Genomic DNA, 26893 nt, shown 5'->3' with positions numbered 1-26893 from the left:
TCAGCCGTCCACGTCCTTCAGCAGCAGCATCTGAGCAACCAATCGCTCCTTGTCGTCTGCGAAACCGCATTCTTCTGGGCCTTTCTCAGGGTTACGCCAAGTTCCAAACAGGAGGTCCCATAAGGGCAAACCATAGTTGCTCGCATGCACGTCTCTCTCATGATGAACACGATGCATCTCTGGACGCTGGAGAAGGAACCCCAACCACCTCGGCGATTGTACGTCCGCATGGGCGACGAGATTGAAGACGGTGACATAAAACAGAGCCAGAGCAGCTGAGGCTGGCCCCACGCCCAGCACAAAGTAGGCAACGAAAGCGTTGACTAGTGTGGCAAGCAGAGCGTCGACCGGATGTACGTAAAACGCTGTCAGCGCCTCAATGCGGGTTGGGCTGTGGTGTAACTGATGCACCCAACGCCAGAGCCGATCACTTTTGTGAACCAGACGATGGTACCAATAGGCGAGCAGGCTGGACGCGAGAAACGCCAATAAGCTGTTGGTAATGGTGTCAAACCGACCTTGCAACTGGAGCAGCGAGTAAGACTCAATCCAGTTACCAAACAAGATACCGGCGACAACGACGACAATAAGATTCAGACCATTCAATGCACCGGCGTATATTCGCCAGCGCTTGTCGCAATTGGCTTTTGAGGCTGGAGCTATCACCTCCCTCGTGAAGATGATCGAGAACAGCACGAACGTAGCGAAGTAGACGAGGATCAACATCAGTTCCGGACCTTGGGCCACCCGCCCGCCCGGCTCAACGCGCTCGGAGCCGGCCTTCCGATCTTCTCGCCGATCCAGCGCGCGGTTCTGATCAGGGCATCCAGATCGTAGCCGGTCGAGAACCCCTCACGCTCCAGCATGTAGACCAGGTCCTCGGTGGCGATATTGCCGGTGGCCCCCGGCGCGAAGGGACAGCCGCCTATGCCGCCAGCCGAGGCGTCCAGCACGTCCACTCCGGCCTCGACACCTGCATAGGCATTGGCCAGGCCGGTGTTGCGGGTGTCGTGGAAATGCAGTCGCAGGGTCGTATCCGGCGCGGCCTTGCGGGCCGCCTCGACCATGCGGCTCACGGCCCACGGATTGCCCACGCCGATCGTGTCGGCCAAGGCGATTTCGGCGACGCCCATGGCCGCGATCCGGCCGACGAGCTCGGCGACCTGATCCACCGAGACCTCGCCGTCGAACGGGCAGCCCCAGACGCACGACAGGGTCGCCGACAGGGACGGCGTCCCGCCGGACGAGCTTTCGCCATTGGCGCGGCCGGCGACGATGTCGGCCAGCATCTGGACCTGCTGATCCACCGACAGCCCCTGATTCTTGAGGCCAAAGCCGTCGGTGGCACTCATGGCCACATTGACCTCGTCCACCGCCGTACCGAGCGCGCGGTCATAGCCCTTGCCGTTCAGTACCAAGCCGATGCGGCTGCGTCCCGGCTGATGAGGCAGGGCGGCCATGACCTCTTCGGCCCCGGCCATCTGCGGCACATACTTCGGATGGACGAAGCTGACAGCTTCGATCCGCCGCGCGCCCGCCCCCTCGAGCCGTCGGACCAGATCGGCGCGGACAGCGGGTTCCAGCACCGCCTTTTCGTTCTGAAGTCCGTCGCGGGGACCGACCTCGACGATAGTGACAGGCCGGCTCACCGAGCGGACTCTGGCGTGGCAGCGGGCGGCGGAGCCGGTGTTGGTCCCGCAACAGGAGCCGGGGCCGGTGCAACGGCCTGACCCGGCGCAGGCACGATGACCACAGGAGGCTCGTCCGGCCCGGGCGCAGGCACCAGGGCAGTCTCGGGCGGGTCTTCGGTGATGGAGGCCGGATCGACGCCGTCCTCGGTGGTCGTCTCGACCTCCAGCGGTGTCGGAGCGGATCGCCGCAGGGTCGGCCGGACCCGTTCCGGCGGCGCATAGACGGTCAGAGTCACGTCATCGCCCTGCGAATAGTTGTGGCCGCGCACGACCCCGACCTCCCGCCCGGTGACGTTCAGGGCAGTGCTGGCGGCCCGGAAGGCATCGGCGTCGTGGGCCTCAACGATGACAGGTCGCCCCTCGGCCAGGGCGGCAGCGGCCCCCGCCGCGTCCGTCAACTCGGTATCTTTCCCGGTCAGGAAGACGAAGCTGGGCTCGTGAAAGCCGGTGATGGCGACCGGCCCATTACGACCCTGACTGGGCAGCAGGTCGGCATTGCCCAACACTTCGACCAGTTGCGGCGCGATGGCCAGCGGTTTGAGCTGGCGGATGGTCCCAGCCAGCCCTGCATGGGCCACCAGGCCCAGGGTGATCGAGATCAGCACCGCCGTCACCGCCGCCCGGTGCATCAGCAGGAAGGCCCCGACCAGGGCCGCAAGAGCCGCAAAGACGATGGTCAGGGTTGCCCAGGTCTGGGCCGTCGACCGTCCGAACTCGGTCAGGCCATAGACGGTGATGAGGACGACGACCAGGCCGGCTAACAGCGCCAGCGCTGCCCCCGTGATGCGCGACACCTTGCCGATCGGCTGGGTCAGGGCGGCCGCCGCCAGCAGGGCGATCGCGCCGAAGGTCGGCAGGGTGTAATGCGCCAGCTTGGTCGGCGTCAGCTCGAAGATCAGCCAGGCCGGCACCAGCCAGCAGACCAGGAACCGCACAGCGGGCTCGGCGCGTCGATGCCAGCAGGTCGACAGGGCCGCGGGCAGTACCAAGGTGGCCGGGAACAGCAGGACCGGGGCCAGCAGCAGGAAATAGCCCGGCCAGGCCCCGTGGCTTTCATGTCCGCCCGCGATCTTGGGGGCCAGGTCGCCGACGATAGCCTCGCGCCAGAAGCCGCCATCGGTGGCGATGGTGATGGCGATGGCCCACGGCCCGACGATCAGGGCGACCAGCGGCAGACCCCAGCCCCAGCCCAGGCTGCGCAGCCATTTGAAGTCGCGGTCCCAGATCGACAACGCGATTATGGCCGGCGCTACGACGATCAGGCCGATCGGCCCCTTGATCAGTATCGACAACCCCAGCCCGAACCAGAACATCAGCTTGTGCGGCCTCAGGGGTATCTCGCCCGCCCGCCGCGCCAGATACACACGCGCCAGACCCGCCATCGACAGGGTCACGGCGGCGCACAGCATGGCGTCGGTCTTGGCGATCCCCGCTTCGGTCGACAGCAGGAAACTGGCCCCCAGCATCGCTCCGGCCAGGAACCCCGCGCGCTGGCCGAACATCGCCGCACCGGCCCAGGCGCACGCGGCCGCCGCCAGCATGGCCGCCAGCAGCGAGGGGATGCGATAGGCCGAGATGTCTCGCGCCTCGACGCCCGAGGTGACAGACACGGCCACCGCCTGCATCCAGTAGATGCCGACCGGCTTTTTCCAGCGCGGATCATCCTGGAAACGGATGTCGACATAGTCACCGCTTTGCAGCATCTGCGACGTCGCCTGGGCATAGCGGCTCTCATCGCGATCCAGCGGCGGCAACAGCATGACCACCGGCAGGCCGGCGAACAGGGCCACAAAGGCTGCGAGCAGCGGGCCACGCCAGCCGGCGATGTAACGATCAAAGTCGAGACGCATCATGATGAACGTCCTTACACGCCCCTCCGGCCTTCGTCATGCCTGCACATTCCGGCCCCTCCCCCACGCGACCGAACTCGGCTAGACACGGTTGATGAACGAAGCCCTGCCCGACATTTCCGTCGTCGTCCCTGTCCATAACGAACAGGGGGCGGCCGCGCCGCTGGCCCGCGAGATCGCCGAGGCCTTCGAGGGCCGATCTTACGAGATGGTCTTCGTCGACGATGCCTCGCGCGACGACACCCTGGCCGAACTGCGCAGCTTGATGGCCGAACTGCCGACGCTGCGGGTGCTCAGCCACGCGACCAATGCGGGCCAGAGCCGGGCCGTGCGTACGGGCGTCCTGGCGGCTCGCGCGCCCATCGTGGTGACCCTGGACGGCGACGGCCAGAACCCCCCGGCCGATGCCCCCCGACTGGCCGACCTTCTGGCCGCATCACCCGCCACCGTGGGCCTGGTGGGCGGTGTGCGATCAAAGCGTCAGGATTCGGAGGCCAAACGCTGGGCCTCGCGCTGGGCCAACCGCATCCGCAAGAAGCTGCTGGCCGACGATGCCGACGATACGGGTTGCGGGCTTAAGGCCTTTCGGCGCGACCTCTTCCTGCGGCTTCCCTATTTCGATCACATCCACCGCTACCTGCCGGCCCTGATGATCCGCGAGGGCTATCAGAACCTGTATCTGGACGTGGACCACCGTCACCGCGAGGTCGGCCAGTCGAAATACACCAACTGGGGACGGCTGATGGCCTCGGTCTCGGACCTGATGGGCGTGGTCTGGCTGAAATCGCGCTCGCGCCAACCGGGGTCGATCTCGGAGTTTTGAGGCCAATGGCGAAGCGCATCGCCTTGCGTTAAGCAAGGCTCTTGGACGCGGCGCTCGCGTCCATGCTCGGGGAGCCTGTCATGCTGATCGCCCTGCCGCTGCTGGTCATTCCGGTGGTGCTCTACAACATCGTGGTCCTGAGCGGACTGATGGGCGACACCGGCATGGGCGTAGGGGCTGACGCCATACTGCGCGATCCGATCTTCTCCATTCCCATGGCCTCTGGTGCGGACTGGAGCGTAGGGGCCGGCGATCTAATCCTTCTGCTGTCGCTGGTGCTGCTGTTCTTCGAGCTGTTGAAATCGACGTCCAGCCAGCGGATCGCCATCGTCAATCATGCCCTGTCGATGATCCTGCTGGTCGTCTGCCTAGTCGAGTTCCTGCTGCTGCGCGGGTTCGCGACCTCGACCTTCTTCCTGATCGGCACGATGGTGCTGCTGGACGTGCTGGCCGGGTTCATCGTGACGATCATCTCGTCGCGCAAGGACCTGGACTTCGGCGCGGGTCGGTGACGCTGCGCAGCCGCCCTCAAGTAGCCGCTAGGCGATAGGGCTAAATCAAGAAAAGCCGACGAACAGCACCGCAACCACGGTCACATCAAAGGCGCGGGCGAGGAAGGTGAGCATGGCGGGTGTCCGGCAGATGGGCGATCAGCCCCTTCACCAGCAAGGACCGTGCCGCGATCAGATGTCGGTGTCGGTTGCCTTGCCCGGCAACGGCCGCCGCTCCGACGGTCCCGAATATTCCGCGCCCAGATAGGTATTGCGTGCCGCGCCCAGCACGGGCGGGCCGCCCTTCAGCCCACGCTTCTGACCCGACTGGCCCAGCAACTGGGCGGCAAAGGCGGCCGGCGAGGCATTGACGGGCGGTGTCGGGGCAGGTCTTGCCGGGCTGGGCTCGTGATCGACGACGGGTTCGACCGGAACCACCTCACGGCGCGCCTGCATCGCCTCGGCCCGGCGCTCCTCGCCCCGTCGCTGGCTGGATCGACGCTCGCGCGGCTGAACCGCAGAGATGGGGCGAACGTCGTCGCTCATGTCACTCCGCCTTGCCCGGCTTTACCCCAGCCAGTCGATCCAGCTGATCGCGCATCTCTTCCATCTGGCGCTGCATCATGGCCAGGGGGTCAGTCATGGGCGGCGGGGCTTCGGAGGCGGCCGGAGCCTTGGGCATGACGGCACCGAAACCGGGCCACATCTTCATGGCCTCGCTGAACATAGCCATATTGCGCTTGACGGCCTCGTCCATCAGGCCTGCGCCCGGCGTCGCCCCGAAGGCCTTGGAGAACTGACCCCTAATCTGCTCCTGCTGGCGGGTGAAGCTGTCCAGCGACATTTCCAGATAGCTGGGCAGCACGCCCTGCATCTGGCCACCATAGAAGCCGATCAACTGACGCAGGAACTGTACGGGCAGCAGGGCCTCGCCCCGGCTTTCTTCCTCGAAGATGATCTGGGTCAGGATCTGACGGGTCAGGTCGTCCTCGGTCTTGGCGTCATAGACCACGAACTCGACGCCCTCGCGGACCATCTTGGCCAGATCTTCCAGCGTCACATAGGCCGAAGTTGCGGTGTTGTAGAGCCGACGGTTGGCGTATTTCTTGATGATGACGGTGCCGTTCTTGTCGGTCCCGGATTTCTTGTCGGCCACGCTGCGTTCCCTGACATTTTATTGTTCTGGCGCGCACTATCCCGCAGCGAGAAGGCCAGCGCAAATCACCTGACCAAATCGTGTGCCGGTGCGATCAGGTGCCCAGCGCCGCTGGGGCCAGAACCACGCCGACAAGGACGGCCGCCCAGTGCGTCATCGCCCCCGTCACGACGAAGCCATGCCAGATGGCGCGGCGAAACTTCACCTTCGGGCTGATGAAGACGAAGACGCCCGCCGTATAGATCAGGCCGCCCGCCACCAGCAGGCCCAGAGCGATCGGATGGACCGTCTCCATCATGGGTTTCAGCGCCAGCACTGCGACCCAGCCAAAGCCGACATAGACCGCGCTCCAGATCGCGTCGGACAGTCGCGGCAGAGCCAGTTTGGCGAACACGCCCCCGAACGCGATGGCCCAGACCAGAACCGAAAATCCGATCGACCAGGCTCCCTCGAAACGCTGGGTCGTGAAGGGGGTATAGCTGCCGGCGATCATCAGGAAGATCGCTGCCTCGTCCAGCCGCCGCAGGATCGGCCGCGCCGCGCAGGGCCTGATCTGGTTATAGACCGTCGAGATCGACAGCATGGCAATCAGGCACAGCGCATAGATGGCCGTCGCCACCGTCGCCCCGATACCGGAATAGACCGCTGCCAGCACGGCCAGAACGATCCCGCCGATGGCAGCAAGGACCAGCCCCACGATATGAACCCACAGATCGGCCCGTTTCTCGGCAGGCGTCCTGTAATGCTCGACCATGTCGAGCTCGTCGGGTTGGCACACCCGGGTGAACAGTCGTTTCAGTCTCATCAGCATGGCTCCTTCAAGCCGCCGAGCGCTGGGTTCGTTCCCTCAAAGTCTCACGACGTGGTGACTGGCTGCTGAACGGCCCATGTCGCAGGTGACGAAGGCGCTGCGATGCGGCACAAGCGCCACACGTCTTTTCTCCCCGAAAGGAAAACTCATGACCGACGTCGTCATCGTCTCCGCCGCCCGCACGCCCGTGGGATCCTTCCTGGGCGGGCTGTCCAGCCTGCCGGCCTCCAAACTGGGCGAGATCGCCATCAAGGCCGCGCTGGAGCGCGCCGGTGTGTCAGGTGACGAGGTCGACGAAGTGATCCTGGGCCATGTGCTTCAAGCCGCCGCCGGTCAGGGCCCCGCGCGTCAGGCCGCCGTCGGCGCGGGCGTGCGCAAGGAGGCTGCGGCCTGGAGCCTGAACCAGATCTGCGGCTCGGGCCTGCGCGCCATCGCCATCGCGGCCCAGCAGATCGCCCTGGGTGACGCGAAGATTGTCGTCGCCGGGGGTCAGGAAAGCATGAGCCAAGCCCCGCATGCCCAGGCGCTGCGCAGCGGCCACAAGATGGGCGACGTCAGCCTGATCGACACCATGATCAGCGACGGGCTGTGGGATGCCTTCAACGGCTATCACATGGGCCAGACGGCCGAGAACATCGCCGACAAATGGTCGATCAGCCGCGAGGCCCAGGATGATTTCGCCCTGGCCAGCCAGCACAAGGCCGAGGCGGCCCAGACTGCGGGCAGGTTCGACGCCGAGATCGTCCCGGTCGTCATCCCCGGCCGCAAGGGTGACGTCACCGTCGACAAAGATGAGTATATCCGCCACGGCGCGACCATCGACGCCATGCAGAAGCTCAGACCCGCCTTTGCCAAGGAGGGCAGCGTCACCGCCGCCAATGCCTCCGGCCTGAACGACGGCGCGGCCGCCCTGGTGCTGATGAGCGCGGACGAGGCGAAGGCGCGCGGACTGGAGCCGCTGGCCCGCATCGTCAGCCACGCCACCGCTGGGGTCGATCCCTCGATCATGGGCACCGGCCCCATCCCGGCGTCCAAGAAGGCGCTGGAGAAGGCGGGCTGGACGGTCGCCGATCTGGACCTGGTCGAATCCAACGAGGCCTTCGCCGCCCAGAGCCTGTGCGTCGTCAAGGAACTGGGCCTCGACCCGGCCAAGGTGAACGTCAACGGTGGAGCCATCGCCATCGGCCATCCGATCGGAGCCTCCGGCGCGCGCATTCTGACCACCCTGTTGCACGAGATGAAGCGATCGGGCGCGAAGAAAGGCCTGGCCACCCTGTGCATCGGCGGCGGCATGGGCGTGGCCATGTGCGTGGAGCGCGACTGACACGGCCTGCCCCCCCCGTTATTGAAAAGGCCCCGCCTCCAGTCCGGAAGCGGGGCCTTTTCCTGATGTCAAGGAGAGGGGTTACTTTCCGAACAGCTTCGCCCAGCGGCGCTTGTCGCGGGTCTTCCAGGCACCCCGATGATACGCGTCCGAGCCGATCAGCGGCACCACCGTGGTCGCCTCGGCGAAGACCATCTGTTCGTGGGTGGTCTGAACCTTGCCCCAGGAGGCGGCCTCCTTGAGCGTCGAGGACGAGCAGGCTCCGTCGCGCACGTCGGCGACCGTGATCTGGACCGCATAGCGGTGCATCTCGGCCTCGATGCCCAGGATTTCGGCACAGACGACCGTGTCCTGGGCGAAGTTCTTCGGAACGCCGCCGCCGACCATGAACAGGCCGGTGACGCCCGCCGCGATCTTGATGTCGGTCAGTTCGCGGAAGTCGGCGACTGCGTCGATCATCAGATAGGGCTGGCCCGCCGCGATCCGCTCCTTCTGGTGCTTGACCAGGCCGAAGCCGGCCGATGAGTCGACGAAGGCCGGGCAGAAGATCGGCACGCCTTCTTCATAGGCAGTCTGGATCAGGCTGCCTTCCTTCTTGGCGTTCCCTTCGGACAGCCACTTGCCCATCTCCCAGATGAACTCGCGCGAGGAATAGCCGCGCGGCTCCAGCCGGTTGCAGATCTCCAGGATGGTGTGGTCGCAGGCCTGGAGTTCTTCCTCGTCGATATAGGTGTCGTAGATCCGGTCGATGTAGTTTTCGCGCAGAACGTTGTCGTCCACCTCGCCGGCGGCCTGGTAGTGTTTGAAGCCCAGGGCCTCGAAGAAATCCATGTCGACGATGGAAGCACCGGTGGCGACCACGGCGTCGATCATGCCGAACTTTACCATGTCGCGGTACACATGCATGCAGCCGCCGGCCGAGGTCGAACCGGCGAGGATCAGCCAGGGCGAGCAATCCGCATCCTCGATGGCCATGGAGAAAATGTCGGCAGCGCGGGCGGTATCGCGGCTCGAGAACGACATCTTGCGCATGCTGTCGATGATCGGCCGCGCGTCAAAGGACGTAATGTCGATGTGCTCGACCACATTCTGGAGGAGCTGCGCCTTAGCGTTGGACGGGACGGGTGCGTTCATCTCTCGGGTTTCCCTCTGGTGAGCGCCCGTCGTCAACAAAAACAGCGGCCCGGACGGAGCGACGGGCCGCTGTTGTCTAGTGTGCACGGATGACGGTTTAGCGCCGACGCTGCTTGCGCTGACCGGCCTTGCCCTTGGGACGGCTCAGACGAACCACCTTGCGCGCCTGCTCTTCCGCCGTGGTGCGCACGGTCGGAATGGAGCGGGGAGCCAGGCCGTAGAGCGACGCCATCGGGGCATCCTCGACCGCAGCCAGCTCATGCTCGCCATAGCCGTTGAAGCCTGTCGACATGGCCACGCCGTAAGCGCCCAGCATGCCGATCTCGATGAAGTCGCCTTCCTGCACATCGGCTGGTAGCCAGAATGGGCCGGGCATGTGGTCGATGCTGTCGCAGGTCGGGCCGTAGAAGCGGAAGGGCTTCAGCTCATTGGCACTGTCGCCGTCCCGGACCAGCTTGGTCGGGAAGGGCCAGCGCGAATGTGTGGCATCGAACAGCGAGCCGTAGGAGCCGTCGTTCAGATACAGGGCGTCGCCCTTGCGCAGATCGACGCGACACAGGACCGAGGACGATTCGGCCACCAGCGCCCGGCCGGGCTCACACCACAGCTCGGTCGTTTCCGACACGGGCATCTCGTTGAAGCCGCGATGGATGGCGTCGGCATATTCCTGCATGTCAGGCGGGACCATGCCCGGATAGACCGAGGGGAAGCCGCCGCCGACATCGACGATGTCCACGAACACGCCTGCACGGCTGATCGCGCGGCCGACCTGGGCCATGGCAGCCTCATAGGCGGACGGACGCATGCATTGCGAGCCGACGTGGAAGCAGACACCCATCAAGCCATCGGTCACCGCCTGGCGCGTGGCCAGCAGCAGCGATGGGGCGTGATCCGGCGTGATGCCGAACTTGCCCGACAGCGAATAGGCCGCGCCGTCCGCCGAGACCGCCATGCGGACCAGCAGGTTCAGGTCGGTCGCACCGCCCGTCGCATCGATGATCTTGGCCAGCTCGTCGTGGCTGTCCAGCGAGAAGGTGCGGACGCCGTATTCGAAATAGGCCTTGGTGATCGCACTGCGGCTCTTGACCGGATGCATGAAGGCCAGGCGCGCGTCGGCGCTGACCGAACGCACCAGTTCGATCTCGGCGATGGAAGCGACGTCGAAGGCCGTGACGCCAGACTCGACCAGGGTCTCGATGACCCAGCGCGAGGGATTGGCCTTCACAGCATAGAAGACGTCGGCCTTTAGATTATCCTGGAACCAGCGCGCCGCTACGGAAACCGAACGCGGCCGCACGAGGGCGACGGGACGTTCAGGGGACCGCTCACGGACCAGGTCCAGGGGAAATTGGTACGTGCGCAATTCACGTAACCCCCTGCTAATTGTTAAACCCAGACCGGCGTTAGCGGCGCAGACAGGACCTACGGGGTCCGCCGGAAGACGCGATATGGGGATATCGCACTGTCATGTAAAGCGGTTTTTTGAAGGCAGGCCTGAGCGCGGCGCCTGTCAGCGCGGCAAAAACCTCCGGATTCGGACCGCGTTTGAAACCTTGGCCGTTCGGGTGGGTTAGCCCGTTGCGCGGCATGACTTCGCGCGTGGGGGATGACGATGAACCGCTGGCTCTACTACTGGAAACGGCTGACAGGACAGCTCTGGGCGACGGTCAGCCTCTACGGACTGGCGGGCGTCCTGCTGGCGCTGGCTGCCGTGCTGTTCGCACCGTTTGTTTCCGAGGAAGCGGCTGACCGGTTTGGCAAGTTCGAGGCGGTCGAGGCTCTGCTGACGATCCTGGCGTCCAGCCTGCTGGCGGTGGCGACGTTCTCGCTGGGGGCGATGGTCAGCGTCTATACGGCCGTCAGCACCGCCGCCACACCACGGGCCACCGCCCTGGTCGTGGCCGACCCTCGAACCAAGAAGGCGCTGTCGACCTTCATCGGCGGCTTCCTGTTCTCGATCGTCGCCCTGGTGGCGGTCGAGGCCGCCTATTACGGCGCCCAGGGGCGTGCCATCATCTATTTCGGAACCTTGGCCCTGATCATGGTTCTGGCCTGGACACTGCTGCGCTGGACCGATCATCTGGGCCGGGTCGGGCGGATGAGTTACATCCTGGATCGTGTCGAGCGCGAAGCCGCCTCTTCGATGGACGACCGCATCGCGGCACCGCGGCTGGGAGCCTGTCCGATCGATCCCGCCGAAGCCGCCGTCTTTGATCAAACCATCAGCGCCACCGCCACGGGCTATGTCCAGAATATCGATACCCCCCGATTGCAGGACCTCGCCGAACGCCACGACCTGATCCTGAAACTGACCTGCCTGCCCGGCACCTTCGTGACGGACCAGCATGCGGTAGCGCGGGCTTGCGGCACCGTTTCAGACGATGTTGCGGAGGAAATTCAGGCGGCCTTCTCCATCGGCCATGCCCGCACCTTCGATCAGGATGTGCGCTTTGGCCTGATCGTTCTGGGCGAGATCGCGGGCAAGGCGCTGTCGCCCGCCGTCAATGATCCGGGCACGGCCATACAGGTGACGGGCATCGCCGTTCGATTGCTCAAGCGGTGGGGTGAGGCCCGAACGGAGCCCTGCGAAGTGCGCCACTCGCGTCTGCGAGCCCCGGTACTGAAGTCATCGGATCTGCTGGACGATGTCCTGGGCCCGATATCGCGCTTCGGAACGTCAGACGTGGCCGCCTCAGTCCGCCTGCAGAAGGCTCTGGTCGTGCTGAAACACAGCCCGGACACCGATCTGGCGCAGGCGGCGACACACATGGCGCGCGTCTCGCTGGAGCGCAGCCGGGCCAGTCTGGTCGTCAGTGACGACATCGACCGCATCGCCCGGGCGGTCGCCGACGAGCACGCCGACCTGAGCTGAGACCCGGGGTCGGGAACGGATCGTAGCCCCGGAACCACGGGCGCTGGACGTCATCGCGCCCGGCGTGTCATTAAGACTTGCCTCGCACCCGGTTTTCGGGCGATGCGGCGCGCCCTTTGTTCAATGGCCTCCAGCGAGATCCATGACCGCATCCACCGCCGTCGCATCCGTCAGGGATGTGTCCAAGACATTCGGTGCCCGCAAGGCCCTCAACGGCGTGTCCGTCGAGGTGGCCGCCGGCGAAATGGTAGCCCTGATCGGGCCGTCCGGTTCCGGCAAATCGACCCTGCTGCGCTCCATCACAGGCCTGCAGTCGATCGACAACGGTCCCGGCGTGATCGAGGTGTTCGGCACCGTGGTCCAGAAGAACGGCCGCACCACAAGTGCCGTCCGCGCTGCACGCCAGACCCTGGGCATGATCTTCCAGCAGTTCAATCTGGTCGGACGGCTGTCACTGTTTTCCAACGTCATGCTCGGCGCGCTGGGCCGCGTTCCCGGCTGGCGCGGTCTGGCCGGGGCCTGGCCTTCGGAAGACAAGACCCGCGCCATGGCGGCTCTGCACCGCGTCGGCGTGGCCGACTATGCCGCCCAGCGCGCCAACACCCTGTCGGGTGGCCAGCAGCAGCGTGGAGCCATCGCCCGCGCAATCGTCCAGGGAGCCAAGGCGATTCTGGCCGACGAGCCCGTCGCCTCCCTCGATCCCGTCTCGGCCCGCAAGGTCATGGAACTGCTGGTCGAACTGAATCAGCGCGACGGCCTGGGTGTCATCGTCACCCTGCACCAGGTCGACTATGCCATCCGCTACTGCAACCGCGTCGTGGCGCTGAAGGCCGGGAAGATCGTCTATGACGGCCCATCCAGCGGCCTGGACACCAAGACCCTCATCGACATCTACGGTCCCGAGTTCGAGGATGCGTTCTGGGAGGCCAAGGCATGAGCCGTCTTCGTAGCCTGGCCGCCGGCATCCTGGCCGGTGCCACCCTGCTTCTGTCAGGCCTCGCGCCCGCCGTCGCCCAGACCGAACAACCGCGTCAGCCCGACAAGCTGGTCTTCTCCATCCTGTCCGCCGAGGGTCAGGCCAACTCCGGCCCACTGTGGCAGCCCCTGCTGGACGATCTGGAGCGCGCCATCGGCGTGCCGGTCGAGCCGGTGTTCGGCTCCAACTATTCGGTCCTGGTCGAGGCCATGCGCGCCGACCAGGCCCAGATCGGCTGGTTCTCGGCCCTGCCCGCCGTCCAGGCCATCGACCGCGCCGAGGCCGAGGTCATCGCCCGCACTGTCGATGTCGAGGGCAAGGATTCCTATGTTTCGTCGCTGATTGTTCAGCGCGGTTCTGGCATCACGATTGACGACGTGGCGGCGTGCGGCAAAAAATACACATTCGGCATCGGCGACGCCCAGTCGACGTCCGGCACTCTGGCACCGCTGACCTATTTCTTCGGGCCCCGGAACATCAACCCGACCACCTGCTTCTCGACGGTACGATCCGCGAGTCATCAGGGTAATTCATTCGCTGTCGCCAACGGACAGGTTGATATCGCGACCTCGAACTCGGTCAACACCGTCTTCCTGACGCGTCAGAATCCCGAGGTCGCCCGCCAGATCGAGGTGATCTGGGAATCACCGCCCATTCCGGAGTCCGGCATCCTGGTGCGGGGTACTCTGCCTCCCGAACTGAAGGCCCGAATCCGCGAGTTCTTCGTCAACTACGGCCAGGGCTTCGGCCCCGAGGCCGACCGCCAGAAGGCGGTCATGGACCAGCTGAACTATTCCCAGTTCCGCGCCGCCGACAACAGCTACCTCAACCCCATCCGCGAGATGAAAGCCGATCAGGCGCGACGCGAAAACCGGCCCTCGGATGTCGCTCCGCCCGTCGTCAGCCCCTCGCAGAGGATCAAACAGGTTGGCCCGTTCGCCCTGATCGGCCTGCTCGTGCTTGGCGCGATGCTGATGAATCTGCGCAGGAAAAGGGCTCCGGCAGCTCTGGCCGACGGTCAGATTCCGGCACCGCCAGAGAAGTCCGCTGCCGCCTGGTCGCTGGATATCCTGCTCTGGGGCGGGTTCGCGATCATTCTGATCGCAGCCTTTGGCACGGTGGGTCTGCCCAATATCGGCAACCTGTTCTCCAACCCGGAGCGCATGCAGACCTATGGCCGCGACTTCCTAAACCCGGACTTCAGCGAGTGGCGTCAGCTGGTCGGCCTGATGTGGCTGACCGTCCAGATCGCGCTGTGGGGTACGTTCCTGGCCGTCTTCCTGGCCGTGCCGCTCAGCCTGATGGCGTCGCGCAACCTGTCGCCCGCCTGGCTGGTCTGGCCGGTGCGCCGGGTCATGGACATCATGCGGTCCATCCCCGATCTGGTCATCGCCACCCTGTTCATCGTCGCTGTGGGCCTGGGCCCTCTGGCCGGTGTGCTGGCCATCGCGCTCAACACTGCCGGTGTTCTGGCCAAGCTGTTCTCCGAAGCGGTCGAGTCGATCGATCAGGGCCCCATCGACGGGGTCAAGGCGACGGGGGCCGGGCGCCTGCACGAGATCACTTGGGGCGTCATCCCGCAGGTCGCGCCGCTGTGGACCAGCTTTGCCCTGTATCGCTTTGAATCCAACAGCCGGGCGGCCACCATTCTGGGCCTGATCGGCGCGGGCGGTATCGGCCAGGCCCTGTTCGAGAACCTTCAGGCTTTCGAGTACAGCACCGTTTCGACCATCGCCATCATCATCATCGTGGCGGTCACCCTGATCGACATGCTGTCCCAGGCGATGCGCAAGCGCCTGCTGTAGGCAAGGGCGTCCCATGACCGACCGCGCCGTCCGCCACTCCCGCCGGGGGTTGATCATCCCCTTCCTGATCGTCGGCCTGGCGCTGGCGGTCTGGAGCGGGTGGTGGCTGTATCTGTCCGATCAGGTGCGGACGCGGCTGGACACTCAGGTCGCGGCCCTGCGCAGCGACGGCTGGATCATCACCCATGACGGCACGGACATCAGCGGCTACCCGTTCCGTGTGCGGGTCGCCCTGCCGCAGGCCGACATCCTGGCCCCGTCCGGCCACGGTATCGCCGCGCCGGAGCTGGTGGCCGAGGCCAATGCCTGGAACCCCGACCACTGGGTCATGATCGCGCCCGACGGCCTGACCCTGACCCGCGCGGCCAAGGGCCGGGTGAAGATCGGCGGCGGCGGCCTGCGCCTCAGCATCAGCGACCTGCGCGCCCGCTTCCCTGATCTGCGCGTCGAGATGATCCGCCCGACCTTCACCCCCCTGCCCGGCGCCGAACCCTTCCCCATCGCCTCGGCCCGGCACATCCAGCTGGAGACGCGTCCGGCCCAGACCCCAACGGCGGGTGACGACTCTGTCGACATGCTGTTCCGCCTCGTGGAGGCCAAGGGCCGTCCCGGCGGCCCGGTCGAGGGTGCGACGCGGCAGGGCGAGCTGAGCCTGGATCTGGAAACCACCATCATCGGAGCCAGCCACCTGCGGGCTATCGACAGCCGCGGCGTCTTCGCCGCCTTCACCGATGCGGGAGGCCGTTTCGCGCCCGTGCGCGGTGAAATCCGCGCCGGTGACAGCCGCGCGCGCCTGTCCAGCGAGACCCTGTCCGCCGATGCCAACGGTCGCCTGAACGGCACCCTGGCCGTGGTCGCCGAACAGCCCATGCAGGCCATCGCCGGTCTGGCAGGCTCTCAGACCGGGGCCGTCAACCGTCCCGCCGCAGCGGGCGCCGCCGTCGCTGCCGGAGCCGAGCAGGCCACTCAAGGCGAGGAACCGGTCGAACTGACCATCGACTTCCGCGATGGCCGCACCTGGCTGGGCCCCTTCGCCCTGGCCCCTGCGCCCAAGCTGTTCTGATGCACCGCGCACCATGCTGACGGAGCCGCAGACCGACGCCGCTCTCCTGGCACTGGACCGGGCGGTGGCCGAGGCCGTGCGCGATCGCCTGGCCGCTCCGGCACACGCCCATCCCGACGCCCAGGCCATCACCCTGCGTCAGACCCTGGCCGGTCTGACGGCCGCCCAGAGCGCCACCGTCCGTGCCGTCCTGGGCCGCATCGACGCCGCGCAGGGCCTGCCGCTGGTCGTCTGGGGACCCTCGGCTCAGGTTCTGGCCGCTGACCGGTTCGGCCTGAGCGCCCGCGTCGCCGCCGAGCCGGATCAGGCCCTGGCCGCCGTCCGCTCCGGCTCCCGCGCCATGCTGGACCTCACCCCCGCCAAGGCCTGGTGGGGGCGGCTGCTGGCCGAGCCGGCCTTGCGTATCGTCGGTGCCCTGCCCGACGACCGGCACGGCATGCCGCGTGCGTTGATGGTGCAACAGACCCCGCCTGGCCCCACCGGCGACGACCGCACCTTCTGGGTTACTGACAGCGCGGCTCCGGACGCTCGCATCGTCGAGACCCTGTCGGCCTCGGGCCTTGCCGCGACACCGCTGATCGCGGCGGGTGGGTTGAAGCTATTCATTCTGGCGGGCTATGTGCAGGCCGAAGACGTCCGGTTGATCGACGCACCGGGCACACTGAACGGTATCATCGGTGCCGCCCCCCTGTTCTGATTTCTCGAGGATCGCATGACAAACAGCCCTGCTCCAAAGCCCGGCATCCTCGACATCGCGCCGTATGTGGGCGGCAAGTCCGCCATCGCCGGCGTCGCTGAGCCGATGAAGCTGTCGTCCAACGAGAATGCCCTGGGGGCCGGCGAGAAGGCCCGCGCCGCCTATGAGGCTGCGCTGAAGAACATCCACCTGTATCCCGATGGCCGGGCCGGAAAGCTGCGCGACGCGGTCGCCGAGCATCATGGTCTGGAGCCCGAGCGTCTGATCTTCGGCAATGGTTCGGACGAGGTCTTCGCCCTTCTGAACCAGACCTATCTGACTGCCGGGGACAATATCGTCAGCGGCCAGTACGGCTTCTTGGCTTACCGGATCAGCGCCCTCGCCAACCAGGCTCAGGTCAAGCTGGCCCCCGAGCCCGAGTTCAAGGCGACGCCCGAAGCCCTGCTGGCCCAGGTCGATGACCGCACCCGCATCGTCTATGTCTCCAGCCCGGCCAATCCGACCGGCAGCTACAATACCGCCGAGGAAATCCGCCGCCTGCACGAAGGCCTGCCCGCCGACGTGATCCTGGTCGTGGATGAGGCCTATGCCGAGTTCGTCACCGCGCCCGACTGGGAAACCAGCTTCGGCCTGGCCCGCGACGCCTCGAACATCGTCGTCACCCGCACCTTTTCCAAGATCCACGGCCTGGGCGGCCTGCGCATCGGCTTCGGCTATGCGCCGCTGGCCATCTGCGAGGCGATCGACCGCATCCGCCTGCCCTTCAACGTCTCGGTGCCCGGCCTGGACGCCGCCACCGCCGCCATCGGCGACGAGGCGCACCAGCAGGCCTCGCGCGACCTGGTCGAGACCTGGCGGCCCCGCCTGACCCAGGCCATCAAGGGCTTCGGCTTCGAGGTCTTCCCCTCCGCCGGCAACTTCGTGCTGGTCCGCTTCAAGGATGCCGAGCAGGCCGCCGGGGCCAACGACTATCTCAACACCAAGGGCATCATCGTCCGCGCCGTCGGCGGCTACGGCCTGCCTGAAGCCCTGCGCATCACCATCGGTACCGAAGACCAGAACCGCGCGGTCATCGACGCCCTGAGCGAGTTCGCGGCGGGGTGATCCTTCCCTCTCCCGGCGGGAGAGGGCTTGAGCCTCCGAGAACGAAGCGATCGGTCAGGCGAAAGGGTGAGGGGCTACGGCCTGCATTCGGTGTAAGCCGCTTCACTGACTGAGCTACGCCTTACGCCGACCGAAACAGCCAACCCTCATCCGGCGCTACGCGCCACCTTCTCCCACTGTGAGAAGGGACATCGCATTAGTTCCTCCTGAATACCCGGCTTGCCGCCCAGCCGGTGAAGGCGGCCAGCAGGACGCACAGAATCCCGTAGGTCCACGGCCGGTTCTGCGAGAACTCGTAGATGTCCCGTTCGATGCCGACCTTTTCGACGGTCAGGTCCATCTGGGTCGCGCTGACGGGCTGGCCGTCCTGGAACAGCCAGACCTCGGCCTCGTACTTGCCGGTGGGGGCGACGGCGGGCAGTTCGATCTGGGCCCGGAACAGGCCGCGGTCCACGAATGTGACCCCGGTCGGATCTGTATTGTACAGCGCCGCATCTTCCCGCAGGCGGATCACCGCGCGGCGCCAGTCCAGATAGTCTTCGCCCAGACGGCTGACGACCACGTCACGCACGCCATAGCGGGTGACCGTGCGGCTCTCCTCCGGCGCATTGATGCGCAGGTGGTCCAGGCCGATGCCCTCGCGCCGAAGTTGGCCGAAGTCGGCGATGTCGGACAGGGGGCGGCTGGTCGCCGTCATGTAGAAGCCCGGCGCGCCCTCGAACAGCACAGGCCGACTGTTTAGCCAGACCCCGGTGTTGCGGGTCTTCTTGACCAGACGGACCGGACCATCCGGGCCGCGCACCACCACCACGACATCGGCGGGCGTATCCGTCGGATTGAACACCGCGCCGTACAGGACGATCGACGCCCCGCGAAAACTGGAATCGACCCGCACCTCGGCATTGGTCAGGGCGGCGGCGACTCGGACCTGATCGGTTGTGGCGATAGACGGCGAGGGCGCAGGCGCTTCGACGGCGGGCGGCGGAGGCGGCAGTTGCATCATCACACCCTCCTCAGTTCACGCCGGGGGCAAAAGCGAACAGGTCACTGGGCCGCACGAACAACTCCAGCCCCATTTGGATGCCGACCAGCAGGACGATCAGCCCCAGAACGGCCCGCAGCTCCTCGGCCCGGAACTTGCCGGACCAGCGCGCCCCATACTGAGCCCCGACGACCCCACCCAGCAACAGTATGGTCGACAGGACCACATCCACCGTCTGATTGCGTCCGGCCTGAAGGACGGTAGTGATGGCGGTCGTCACGATGATCTGGAACAGGCTGGTCCCCACCACCACGCTGGCCCGCATGCGCAGGACGTACAGCATGGCCGGCACCAGAATGAAGCCACCGCCCACGCCCATGATGGCCGAGAGGATGCCCACCAACAGACCCAGACCCAGCGGCGGAATGGCACTGATGTACAGGCCCGAGCGGGGAAACCGCATCTTCAGAGGCAGGCCGTACAGCCACAGTGGACGCCGCCGCTCCTTGTGGGGCACCACGTCGCCGCGCACCCGGCGCAGGATGGCCCCCAGGCTTTCGTACAGCATCATCAGCCCGATGGCGCCCAGGAACAGCAGGTAGGACAGGGCGACCGCCAGATCCGCCTGACCCAGCAGGCGCAGGTAGCGGAAGATTTCGACCCCCAGCAAAGCACCCAGGACCCCGCCGACCGCCATGACGCCGCCGATCTTGAAATCGATGGCCTTCTTGCCGGCGTAGTTGATCACGCCCGAGGTGGAGGAGGCCACGACGTGGCTGGCCTGGCTGGCGACGGCCACGGCGGGGGGGATGCCCATGAAGATCAGGATGGGGGCCATCAGGAAGCCCCCGCCGATGCCAAACAGCCCGGACACGAAACCGACCGTCGCACCCAGAAGAACCAGGAACGGCCAGTTCACCGAAACCTCGGCGATCGGCAGATAGATATCCAAAGGACGCGCCTTCGGCTGGAACGAAAAATCAAACGCCCGAAAGCGACGGTGAAGGTCTCAAACGCATAGACGCGTCAGATGTTTACCGCCACCCGTCGCGCCCGGAATATCAGCCCGGAAACCTCAGCCCAGAGGTTCGACCTGAAATCGCTCGGCTTCGGCGCGCGCCTGGCCGCGAATTTCGGTCGGCACTGTCGCCTTCAGACGCTCGACCGAAGCCTGGGCATCGCCGTCACCGGAACGCGCCGCGATCAGATACCATTTGTAAGCTTCCAACAGGTCCTGGCCGATTCCGTTCTCGCCGGTCTCGTACAGTTTGGCGACATTGTACTGGCTGTCGACCAGACCCTGATCCGCCGCGCGACGCAGCCAGGTCAGGGCGGACGGTCCGTCCTGGGTGCCGCCGAAGCCTTCGAACAGATACATGCCATAGGCGTGCATGCCACGGGCGTCACCGCCTTCGGCGGCGCTCTTGGCCCAACGACGAGCCTCGACCGGGTTGGTCTCCACGCCCTTGGCACCGTCCTGATACAGACCCGCCAGATGCAGTTGCGCCTGGCCGTATCCCAGTTCCGCCGCCTGTTTCAGGGTCTCTGCCCCCGTCGCGTCGTCGGCATCCAGCTGGGCGATAGCCTCGCCATAGAGCGTCTCACCTCGCGCCAGATCGGCGGCTGAAGGGGCCGCAGGCGTCATGGCCAGGGCCGCCGTCGGCGTTACGGTTTCGCCACCGCCGGTGAACCGGTCCAGACCGGGGATGGCGATGCCATTGCCGGTCATCTGGCCATAGGCGACCACGCCCGCCACAGTCAGGGTCGCAGCCAGGGCCGACGCCCCCAGCGCCTTGCGCACCGTGCCGCCCGACTGCTTGTCCATCCGCTCCTGGAGCCGGGACTTGCCGCCGCGCTTCAGGCCAAAGGCGGAACGCGGAGCCTCGACCTCTGCCGGGGCCATGGCCGCGCGGGCTGCATCAATGGTCTGGCGGGTATCGGACGGACGCACCGCCCGATCGCTGACGAAGTCCGTCCCGGCATCGAAATCCGCGCCGAAGTCGTCAACGTCGTCATCCAGAATGTCCGGCGCGGTCGCGGCCAGAGCGTCCGTTACATCGGCACCGCCGAAGCCCTGCCCGAAGGGCGTGGCGGCTGGCCGAGACGGGGGTGCGCTCTCGAACGTCGGCAGGACAGGCGAATCGACTTCGACGGCTTGATCGTTCTCGGCCTCGAATGCCTCGTCCCGGTCATGGGCCAGCGGGCCGTGCAGCACGGCATCCAGAAGATCGTCGGACACCAGGGCTGCAGACGATCCGGTTGCCGGAGCGATCTGGTCATCGATCTCGGGCTCGACGGTCGCCGATGACGGTGCGTCGGCCTCGAACGTCTCGTCGGCCCACGCGGACTGCGCGGCCGGTGCCTCGTCCTCGAACATGGGATCCGCGAACGGCGATTCCACGCCACCGAAGTCCGCCTTGCCAAAATCGGAGTCAGGGAAGGCCGCGTCAGGGAAACTTGCTCCGGAATAGGCTGCGCCGCGCCAGTCAGGCTCGGCCTCACGCACGGTAGCAGCAACCGTCGGCTTGGGCTCGACCCGGCGCAGCAGGGTGTCGCGGGCCTCGCTGAGCAATGCAGCCGTCCGCTCTTCCGACAGCCGCATGCGCTCGGCCAGTTCGCCCGAAGCACGATCGTAACGCTGCTCGATGCGGCCAGAGCTTTCGCTCAACCGCTGACCGATGTCGTCCAGAGCCTGGGCCGAGCGGCGTTCGGACTGGGCGATGCGTTCGCTCAAGCGGTCTGAGATGCGGGTAATCTCACCGCCCAGGGTTTCAAGCGCCAGCGCATGACGGTCGTCCGATGACGTCAGACGACGCTCCATCCGCTGATCCAGCGACTGGGTCAGGGCGTGCGAAAGCTCTCCAAGATCGGCCTCGACCTTGCGCGTCGCCGCCAGGCTGGCCGCCTCGACGATCCGGTCCAGACGACCCGGTGCCTCAAGCTCGACAGCCTCAACCCTACCATTCAGGTTCTGGGCAATCTTCAGGACTTCGCGGCCCATGGCTTCGACAGCGCGGGCGGCGCGTTCTTCAGAGGCCTTGACCTGATCGCCGATGGCCTGGACGGCGCGTTCGATGCGGTCGATCCGCCCCTCGGTCTCGGCAGTGTCCAGACGCCGCATCATTTCCGAGCGGCTGGCCTCGACTTGACGGCTCAGGGTCTCGGCAAGCTTCTCGAAACGGGCGGCTTCGCGAACCCCTTCCGGCTCGACCCGACCCTCGGCGGCACGCATGCGCTGATCCAGCCCGGCGAAGGAACGCTCCAGCCCACGCAGAGCCTCGGTCGTGCGGGCCTGGGCCTCGTCCAGCCGCGCGCCGACCTGAGCGAGCAAATCGGTACCGACGCCAGGACCAGCGGCCTTCTCGATGGCTTCCATGCGGCGGCGCAGGTCCTCGGTGCCCGCGCGCTGACGCTCTTCGATATCGTAAAGGCGACCCGTGATCGCCCCGACCGACGCCTCGACCTTGCCGAAGGCATCAGCCGTCTGAGGCCCGACTTCCTGCTCGAACCTGCGCAGCCGCTTGTGCCCCTCGCGCAGTTCCTCGGCGATGTCGTCGATACGGCGAGCGTAAGTCTTGCCGGTCGCGTCCTGCCCGTCGAGACGACGCACCAGTCCGCTGACGGCCTGATCCACGCCCTGGATAGCCACAGTCGATCGACGCTCTGCGGCTTCCAGACGGGCGGCGATGGCATCGATGGAGGCACCCAAACGCTGCCAGCCCTCGTCGCCCGACCCATAGGCGTCATCCAGGCGGCGGCTGCGCCCGCGGCGCTCATAGGTGTCGGAGACGTGCGGGCGGCGCGCCAGCGGCACGACGCCGTCATCGTCGTCGCCGTCTTCCAGGATCATGGTGTTCAGCCATTCGCCCAGGGTCATGCCCGAGCGACGCGCCAAGTCCTTGGCGATCTCACGGGCCTTGGGTTCGATCCCCTTCACGCTCCAAGGCGCCGCTGCGCTCACTGATTCGTCTCCCCACCTTCACGCCGAACGCTAATCGTCCAGATCGTGGGTGTAAATGCGTGGTTAACCGCTAGATGTTGCGTCGTCACCAACTTCCTGTGGACACCGACCCGCAGGGAAGATTTCTCGCGCTGATGCGGTTAATGCGTCGTAAAGATTAACCCCCCGGCAAGGATTTGCGCCCTTGCGTGAAAGCGGGTCACACGCCACTTCGCCGCCATGCCCCTGAGCGTCACCCTCGCCCTGATTGCTGCTGCCGTGGCGCTGACTGTCTTCGCCGGTTGGCGCGGAGCGAGGCCCTGGGACCCGCGCAAGGGCGTTCGCATGATCCCCTGGCGGATCGTCATGTTGCTGTCCGCGACCGCCGTCTTCATCCTGGTCATCCACCTGGCCGCCCTGATGGGCATGCCTCAGAGAACGTATTGAGCGGAACCATCGCCGGGCCTGAACCCTTCTCCTGTCCATCCCCGAACGATCAGGAGACCGCCATGAGCGACAAGACCCTCACCGCCGCCGAAGCCGAAACCGAGTTCTGGAAACACCTGAAATCGTCCAACACCGGCATGCTGGGGCTGGACCGTCCCGGCTATCACAGCCAGCCAATGACCGCCTTCCGCGACGAGGAGACCAGCACCATCTGGTTCTTCACCCGCAACGACACCGATCTGGCCAGAGACGTTTCGGGCGGAGCCCAGGACGCCATGTTCACCTATTGCTCCAAGGATCAGGAAGTCTGGGCCTGCTTTCATGGCAAGCTGTCGATCGACCATGATCAGGGTGTCATCGACCGCAACTGGAACCCGATCATCGCCGCCTGGTATCCCGAGGGCAAGGACGACCCGCATCTGACCCTGCTGCGCTTCGAGGGCGACGACGGCCGCGTCTGGGTGTCGAAGAAGGGTGCCGTCGGTTTCTTCTATGAGATCGCCAAAGCCAATCTGACCAAGACCACGCCGGATGCGGGCGGGGTGGCGGACGTCAACTTGCGCTGATCGGTCGTCGGGGGCTGGTTTAGACTAGCCCCCGAAACACCAGGCCAGCACGGCCTTCTGGGCATGGATGCGGTTCTCCGCCTCGTCCCAGACCAGCGAGCGCGGCCCGTCGATCACGGCGTCCGACACTTCTTCGCCCCTGTGCGCGGGCAGGCAGTGCAGGAAGACCGCATCGGATGCGGCCGCCTCCATCAGGGCGTCGTCGACCGTATAACCATCGAACGCCTCCAGCCGATCCTCATAGTCCCCGTCGCCCATCGACACCCAAGTGTCGGTGACCACGACATCGGCCCCCTTGACCGCATCACGTGGATCGCTGGTCAGGGTCACATGTGCCCCGCCGCGGGCCAGGTCGTGCAGGTCGGGATGATAGTCCGCCGGACAGGCCACCTGGAGATGGAAATCCAGTTTAGCCGCCGCATGCATGAAGCTGTGGCAGACGTTGTTGCCGTCCCCGACCCAAGCCACAGTCTTGCCTGCGATGGGCCCGCGATGCTCTTCGATCGTCAGGATGTCCGCCAGGATCTGGCAGGGGTGCGAACGATCCGTCAGGCCGTTGATCACCGGCACGGCCGAGACCCGGGCGAACCGCTCGACATCCTCGTGGTCATTGGCCCGGATCATCACCGCATCGACCATGCGCGACAGAACCCGCGCTGTATCCTCAACCGGCTCGCCACGGCCTAGCTGCATGTCTCCGGCATTGGCGATGATCGACGACCCGCCCAGTTGGCGGATGGCGGCATCGAAGCTGAAGCGCGTGCGGGTAGAATTCTTCTCAAAGATCATCGCCAGCACGCGATCCTCCGCCGGCGCATCGGCATCGACGCGCCCCTTGGGCCAGCCCTGGCGCGCGGCCTTGCGGGCATGGGCGTCATCGAGGATGGCCCGCAGGTCCTCGGCGGACAGGCGGTGGATGTCGAGGAAGTGTCTTGTCATGGTCCAGTCCCGGATTCAGGAGCGATGTCTGTGACAATCAAATATCGGGCTTCGCAAAGCTCGTGGGTCGCGTGATCACTGCCGATCTGAATCTTGGCCAGGGCGGCAATGTCGTCAAATACACCCAAGCGTCCGCTTACCCGAACTCGGCTCGCTGGTAACGGCTCGGACTGGCGAGTTTCGGGCCGGATTACCTGTATGCAATCCTGATTGGACCCGCGGCTGCGGCTCTCAAGCGTGCTGTAGAGGCGCAAGCCAAGACCGGTCGACAAATAGCCCTCTAAAGCCACGGCTTCTGCGGGCTGGCTCGGCAAACTCGACATCGGCGCACAAGCGGCAAGCCAAAGCGCACAGAGCATGATCGCCCCTGCCCGAACGCCAATCCACACGTCAGGCCGCTGCCATCTTGCCGCGCGCGACCACGCACGCCTTTTCGAACCGCTCGACCACCTCGCGCGCCTCGTCCAGCGTCAGGTTCAGCGGCGGCAGTATGCGCACCAGATTGTCGCCGCCACCCGCCACCAGCAGATGCGCCTCGTCCCGCGCCCAACCCATGAATTCGCGGTTGTTAGGGATGAGCTTTACTCCCATCAGCAGGCCCTTGCCGCGCACCTCGACGATGACGTCGGGATAGCGGTCCTTCAGCCCGTTCAACTGCTGCTTCAGATAGCCCGCGATCTCGTTGACGTTGGCCAGGGTCTCTGGCTTCGAGACTTCGCCGAACGCCGCCAGTCCGACCGCCATGGCCAGCGGATTGCCGCCAAAGGTCGAGCCATGCACGCCCGCGACCATGCCGCTGGCCGCCTCGGTCGTCGCCAGACAGGCCCCGATGGGAAAGCCGCCGCCCAGCGCCTTGGCGATGGCCATGATGTCGGGGGCCATGCCGCCCCACTCATGCGCCCACAGCTTGCCGGTCCGGCCCATACCGCACTGGACCTCGTCGAAGATGATCAGCACGCCGTGCTCGTCGCACAGCTCGCGCAGGCCCCGCAGGCAGACCTCGGGGATGGCCCGGCATCCGCCCTCGCCCTGCACCGGCTCGACGATGATGGCGGCCGTGGTCGGGTTGGCGATGGCGGCCTTGATCGCGTCGTGATCGCCGAACTTCAGCTGGTGAAAGCCCTCCATCGGCGGACCGAAGCCGTTGGTATAGCTGGGGTTGGCCGCAGCATTGATCGCGCCATAGGTCCGACCGTGGAAACTGCCGTCGAAACCATAAATGTCGATCCGCTCGGCACTGCCCTTGGCCGAGTGATATTTGCGCGCCGTCTTGATCGCGCACTCCACGGCTTCCGTGCCGGAGTTGGTGAAAAAGACCACATCGGCGAACGACTTTTCGCACAGGGCGTCGGCCAGTGCCTCCTGGCCCGGGATGCGGAAGATGTTGGACACGTGCCACAGCTTCTCAGCCTGATCCTTGACGGCCTGAACCAGCACGGGATGAGCATGGCCCAGGGCATTGGTCGAAATGCCCATGACGCAATCCAGATATTCGGTCCCGTCCTTGGCCCACAGACGTGCGCCCTGACCGCGATCGACCTCCAGCGGCGCGCGGTTGTAGACACCCATCAAATGTTCGGTGGACACGGAACAGACCTCCAGAAGCGCGACGGCCCCGGCGCGGGAGGCGGCGGGACCGTTAGAAAAAAGGGTCAGACCTTGTCGAACGCAGGGGCCACATAGTCAACACCGCGTGCGGGGACTTCAGGGGCGCGATGCCGCCGCGTCCGCGTCTGGCGAACCCGCTGGCGGTATGGCCCATTCCCCGCGCCAGTCGTAGGACAGCTCGACGCAGTGGCGATAGCCACCGTCCGGCCAGCGCCCGACAGCATGCAACGTCAGGGGACGCCCCAGACGCACCCGCCCCAGAACCAGCCAGGCCTCTTCGGCACTGGGGCACAGCGCACGGCTCAGACCACGCCCGCCGCCTTCCGGGGTGATCGTATAGACGCTGGTCTCGCGCGAGCCGTCCGGAAGGGCACGGCGCACCGCATCCGGTCCGCCGCGACGAATGTCGGCTGAACCCCGGTTAGAGGTGGAGATGATCCGCCGCACGCTGATCGCGCCGAACAGGCCTCGATCCGCCTCCAGCGTCACGCCGCGCGTCAGGGCCTGGGTCACCCGGTTGGAGGCGTCGAAAGCCAGATAGCGCGTCTCCGCCATGGCCGGCCCGGCAACAGAGACGAAGGCCAGAAGCGGGATCAGGATGCGTTTCACCAGGC

25 protein-coding genes are annotated in these 26893 nt (G+C 66.0%); 11 read left to right on the top strand and 14 right to left on the bottom strand.

What is annotated here, in order from left to right; genetic code table 11:
* From WC585_RS07640 to WC585_RS07630, 3 genes are read right to left on the bottom strand one after another with little or no spacing between them, the layout of a single operon-like run.
* Entirely contained in the window at positions 1-726 is a 726-nt protein-coding gene (locus WC585_RS07640; RefSeq protein ID WP_373257067.1) for a sterol desaturase family protein, read from the bottom strand.
* Entirely contained in the window at positions 726-1649 is a 924-nt protein-coding gene (locus WC585_RS07635; protein WP_373257066.1) for a hydroxymethylglutaryl-CoA lyase, read from the bottom strand. Before WC585_RS07635 ends, WC585_RS07640 begins: the two co-directional genes overlap by 1 nt.
* Positions 1646-3544 (bottom strand): ArnT family glycosyltransferase, encoded by a 1899-nt coding sequence (locus tag WC585_RS07630; protein WP_373257065.1) that lies wholly within the window; start codon positions 3542-3544, stop codon positions 1646-1648. The genes WC585_RS07635 and WC585_RS07630 overlap by 4 nt, the downstream gene beginning before the upstream one ends.
* A gap of 91 nt (positions 3545-3635) precedes the next feature.
* On the opposite strand from WC585_RS07630, the gene WC585_RS07625 reads away from it, so the two are divergent.
* Positions 3636-4364 (top strand): glycosyltransferase family 2 protein, encoded by a 729-nt coding sequence (locus WC585_RS07625; protein ID WP_373257064.1) that lies wholly within the window; start codon positions 3636-3638, stop codon positions 4362-4364.
* Positions 4365-4444: 80 nt separating this feature from the next.
* Positions 4445-4876, top strand: coding sequence for a hypothetical protein (locus WC585_RS07620; RefSeq protein WP_373257063.1), 432 nt, complete (start codon positions 4445-4447; stop codon positions 4874-4876).
* 171 nt (positions 4877-5047) lie between these two features.
* On the opposite strand, the gene WC585_RS07615 is transcribed toward WC585_RS07620, so the two are convergent.
* The 3 genes from WC585_RS07615 to WC585_RS07605 all read right to left on the bottom strand — a co-directional run bounded on the left by WC585_RS07615 (position 5048) and on the right by WC585_RS07605 (position 6822).
* Positions 5048-5401 (bottom strand): hypothetical protein, encoded by a 354-nt coding sequence (locus WC585_RS07615; protein WP_373257062.1) that lies wholly within the window; start codon positions 5399-5401, stop codon positions 5048-5050.
* 1 nt (position 5402) lies between these two features.
* Complete coding sequence (phaR, locus tag WC585_RS07610; RefSeq protein WP_373257061.1) at positions 5403-6011, bottom strand: polyhydroxyalkanoate synthesis repressor PhaR; 609 nt, start codon at positions 6009-6011, stop codon at positions 5403-5405.
* A 94-nt stretch (positions 6012-6105) separates the two neighbouring features.
* Positions 6106-6822: a hemolysin III family protein gene (locus WC585_RS07605; RefSeq protein ID WP_373257060.1), complete on the bottom strand. Its 717-nt coding sequence runs from the start codon at positions 6820-6822 to the stop codon at positions 6106-6108.
* 148 nt (positions 6823-6970) lie between these two features.
* On the opposite strand from WC585_RS07605, the gene WC585_RS07600 reads away from it, so the two are divergent.
* A complete protein-coding gene (locus WC585_RS07600) occupies positions 6971-8146 on the top strand; it encodes an acetyl-CoA C-acetyltransferase (RefSeq protein WP_373257059.1) in 1176 nt (391 codons plus the stop codon).
* An 81-nt stretch (positions 8147-8227) separates the two neighbouring features.
* On the opposite strand, the gene WC585_RS07595 is transcribed toward WC585_RS07600, so the two are convergent.
* Positions 8228-9280: a deoxyhypusine synthase gene (locus WC585_RS07595; RefSeq protein ID WP_373257058.1), complete on the bottom strand. Its 1053-nt coding sequence runs from the start codon at positions 9278-9280 to the stop codon at positions 8228-8230.
* A 97-nt stretch (positions 9281-9377) separates the two neighbouring features.
* The gene (locus tag WC585_RS07590) at positions 9378-10643 is read right to left on the bottom strand and encodes a type III PLP-dependent enzyme (protein ID WP_373257057.1); all 1266 of its coding nucleotides are present in this window, start codon (positions 10641-10643) and stop codon (positions 9378-9380) included.
* A 249-nt stretch (positions 10644-10892) separates the two neighbouring features.
* On the opposite strand from WC585_RS07590, the gene WC585_RS07585 reads away from it, so the two are divergent.
* The 6 genes from WC585_RS07585 (at position 10893) to hisC (ending at position 17797) form a co-directional block, all read left to right on the top strand.
* Positions 10893-12152, top strand: a complete 1260-nt coding sequence (locus WC585_RS07585; RefSeq protein ID WP_373257056.1) for a DUF2254 domain-containing protein — start codon at positions 10893-10895, stop codon at positions 12150-12152.
* A gap of 142 nt (positions 12153-12294) precedes the next feature.
* Complete coding sequence (phnC, locus tag WC585_RS07580) at positions 12295-13089, top strand: phosphonate ABC transporter ATP-binding protein (RefSeq protein ID WP_373257055.1); 795 nt, start codon at positions 12295-12297, stop codon at positions 13087-13089.
* A complete protein-coding gene (gene phnE, locus WC585_RS07575) occupies positions 13086-14933 on the top strand; it encodes a phosphonate ABC transporter, permease protein PhnE (protein WP_373257054.1) in 1848 nt (615 codons plus the stop codon). Before phnC ends, phnE begins: the two co-directional genes overlap by 4 nt.
* Before the next feature lie 13 nt (positions 14934-14946).
* The gene (locus tag WC585_RS07570) at positions 14947-15996 is read left to right on the top strand and encodes a DUF2125 domain-containing protein (protein ID WP_373257053.1); all 1050 of its coding nucleotides are present in this window, start codon (positions 14947-14949) and stop codon (positions 15994-15996) included.
* A gap of 13 nt (positions 15997-16009) precedes the next feature.
* A complete protein-coding gene (locus WC585_RS07565; RefSeq protein WP_373257052.1) occupies positions 16010-16693 on the top strand; it encodes a hypothetical protein in 684 nt (227 codons plus the stop codon).
* Between the two features lie 15 nt (positions 16694-16708).
* Positions 16709-17797, top strand: coding sequence for a histidinol-phosphate transaminase (hisC, locus tag WC585_RS07560; protein WP_373257051.1), 1089 nt, complete (start codon positions 16709-16711; stop codon positions 17795-17797).
* A gap of 196 nt (positions 17798-17993) precedes the next feature.
* Here the strand turns inward: hisC and WC585_RS07555 are convergent, their stop codons facing one another.
* From WC585_RS07555 to WC585_RS07545, 3 genes are all read right to left on the bottom strand, one after another.
* Positions 17994-18800 (bottom strand): TIGR02186 family protein, encoded by an 807-nt coding sequence (locus WC585_RS07555; RefSeq protein ID WP_373257050.1) that lies wholly within the window; start codon positions 18798-18800, stop codon positions 17994-17996.
* 10 nt (positions 18801-18810) lie between these two features.
* Positions 18811-19731, bottom strand: coding sequence for a sulfite exporter TauE/SafE family protein (locus WC585_RS07550; protein WP_373257049.1), 921 nt, complete (start codon positions 19729-19731; stop codon positions 18811-18813).
* Positions 19732-19854: 123 nt separating this feature from the next.
* Positions 19855-22740, bottom strand: a complete 2886-nt coding sequence (locus tag WC585_RS07545; RefSeq protein ID WP_373257048.1) for a hypothetical protein — start codon at positions 22738-22740, stop codon at positions 19855-19857.
* Positions 22741-22959: 219 nt separating this feature from the next.
* Here WC585_RS07545 and WC585_RS07540 point away from each other — a divergent pair, with 219 nt between their 5' ends.
* The gene (locus WC585_RS07540) at positions 22960-23166 is read left to right on the top strand and encodes a hypothetical protein (protein ID WP_373257047.1); all 207 of its coding nucleotides are present in this window, start codon (positions 22960-22962) and stop codon (positions 23164-23166) included.
* A 62-nt stretch (positions 23167-23228) separates the two neighbouring features.
* A complete protein-coding gene (locus tag WC585_RS07535; protein WP_373257046.1) occupies positions 23229-23732 on the top strand; it encodes a pyridoxamine 5'-phosphate oxidase family protein in 504 nt (167 codons plus the stop codon).
* Positions 23733-23756: 24 nt separating this feature from the next.
* Here the strand turns inward: WC585_RS07535 and argF are convergent, their stop codons facing one another.
* The 3 genes from argF to WC585_RS07520 form a co-directional block, all read right to left on the bottom strand.
* Entirely contained in the window at positions 23757-24671 is a 915-nt protein-coding gene (gene argF, locus WC585_RS07530; RefSeq protein ID WP_373257045.1) for an ornithine carbamoyltransferase, read from the bottom strand.
* Positions 24672-25061: 390 nt separating this feature from the next.
* On the bottom strand, positions 25062-26258 hold the full coding sequence (locus WC585_RS07525; RefSeq protein ID WP_373257044.1) for an aspartate aminotransferase family protein: 1197 nt from the start codon (positions 26256-26258) through the stop codon (positions 25062-25064).
* A gap of 117 nt (positions 26259-26375) precedes the next feature.
* Positions 26376-26888, bottom strand: coding sequence for a hypothetical protein (locus WC585_RS07520; protein ID WP_373257043.1), 513 nt, complete (start codon positions 26886-26888; stop codon positions 26376-26378).
* Between the last annotated feature and the right edge of the window lie 5 nt (positions 26889-26893).

This window comes from Brevundimonas sp. (genome assembly GCF_041648055.1).
Taxonomy (GTDB): Bacteria; Pseudomonadota; Alphaproteobacteria; order Caulobacterales; family Caulobacteraceae; genus Brevundimonas.
This window is presented reverse-complemented; position numbering and strand designations above follow the sequence as displayed.

Excerpts from the sequence above, each read along its gene's own strand:
- WC585_RS07640 (WP_373257067.1), bottom strand. The coding sequence starts at position 726 with ATGTTGATCCTCGTCTACTTCGCTACGTTCGTGCTGTTCTCGATCATC.
- WC585_RS07630 (WP_373257065.1), bottom strand. The coding sequence starts at position 3,544 with ATGATGCGTCTCGACTTTGATCGTTACATCGCCGGCTGGCGTGGCCCG.
- WC585_RS07625 (WP_373257064.1), top strand. The coding sequence starts at position 3,636 with ATGAACGAAGCCCTGCCCGACATTTCCGTCGTCGTCCCTGTCCATAAC.
- WC585_RS07620 (WP_373257063.1), top strand. The coding sequence starts at position 4,445 with ATGCTGATCGCCCTGCCGCTGCTGGTCATTCCGGTGGTGCTCTACAAC.
- WC585_RS07615 (WP_373257062.1), bottom strand. The coding sequence starts at position 5,401 with ATGAGCGACGACGTTCGCCCCATCTCTGCGGTTCAGCCGCGCGAGCGT.
- WC585_RS07605 (WP_373257060.1), bottom strand. The coding sequence starts at position 6,822 with ATGCTGATGAGACTGAAACGACTGTTCACCCGGGTGTGCCAACCCGAC.
- WC585_RS07600 (WP_373257059.1), top strand. The coding sequence starts at position 6,971 with ATGACCGACGTCGTCATCGTCTCCGCCGCCCGCACGCCCGTGGGATCC.
- WC585_RS07595 (WP_373257058.1), bottom strand. The coding sequence starts at position 9,280 with ATGAACGCACCCGTCCCGTCCAACGCTAAGGCGCAGCTCCTCCAGAAT.
- WC585_RS07585 (WP_373257056.1), top strand. The coding sequence starts at position 10,893 with ATGAACCGCTGGCTCTACTACTGGAAACGGCTGACAGGACAGCTCTGG.
- phnC (WP_373257055.1), top strand. The coding sequence starts at position 12,295 with ATGACCGCATCCACCGCCGTCGCATCCGTCAGGGATGTGTCCAAGACA.
- phnE (WP_373257054.1), top strand. The coding sequence starts at position 13,086 with ATGAGCCGTCTTCGTAGCCTGGCCGCCGGCATCCTGGCCGGTGCCACC.
- WC585_RS07570 (WP_373257053.1), top strand. The coding sequence starts at position 14,947 with ATGACCGACCGCGCCGTCCGCCACTCCCGCCGGGGGTTGATCATCCCC.
- WC585_RS07565 (WP_373257052.1), top strand. The coding sequence starts at position 16,010 with ATGCTGACGGAGCCGCAGACCGACGCCGCTCTCCTGGCACTGGACCGG.
- hisC (WP_373257051.1), top strand. The coding sequence starts at position 16,709 with ATGACAAACAGCCCTGCTCCAAAGCCCGGCATCCTCGACATCGCGCCG.
- WC585_RS07555 (WP_373257050.1), bottom strand. The coding sequence starts at position 18,800 with ATGATGCAACTGCCGCCTCCGCCGCCCGCCGTCGAAGCGCCTGCGCCC.
- WC585_RS07540 (WP_373257047.1), top strand. The coding sequence starts at position 22,960 with ATGCCCCTGAGCGTCACCCTCGCCCTGATTGCTGCTGCCGTGGCGCTG.
- WC585_RS07535 (WP_373257046.1), top strand. The coding sequence starts at position 23,229 with ATGAGCGACAAGACCCTCACCGCCGCCGAAGCCGAAACCGAGTTCTGG.
- argF (WP_373257045.1), bottom strand. The coding sequence starts at position 24,671 with ATGACAAGACACTTCCTCGACATCCACCGCCTGTCCGCCGAGGACCTG.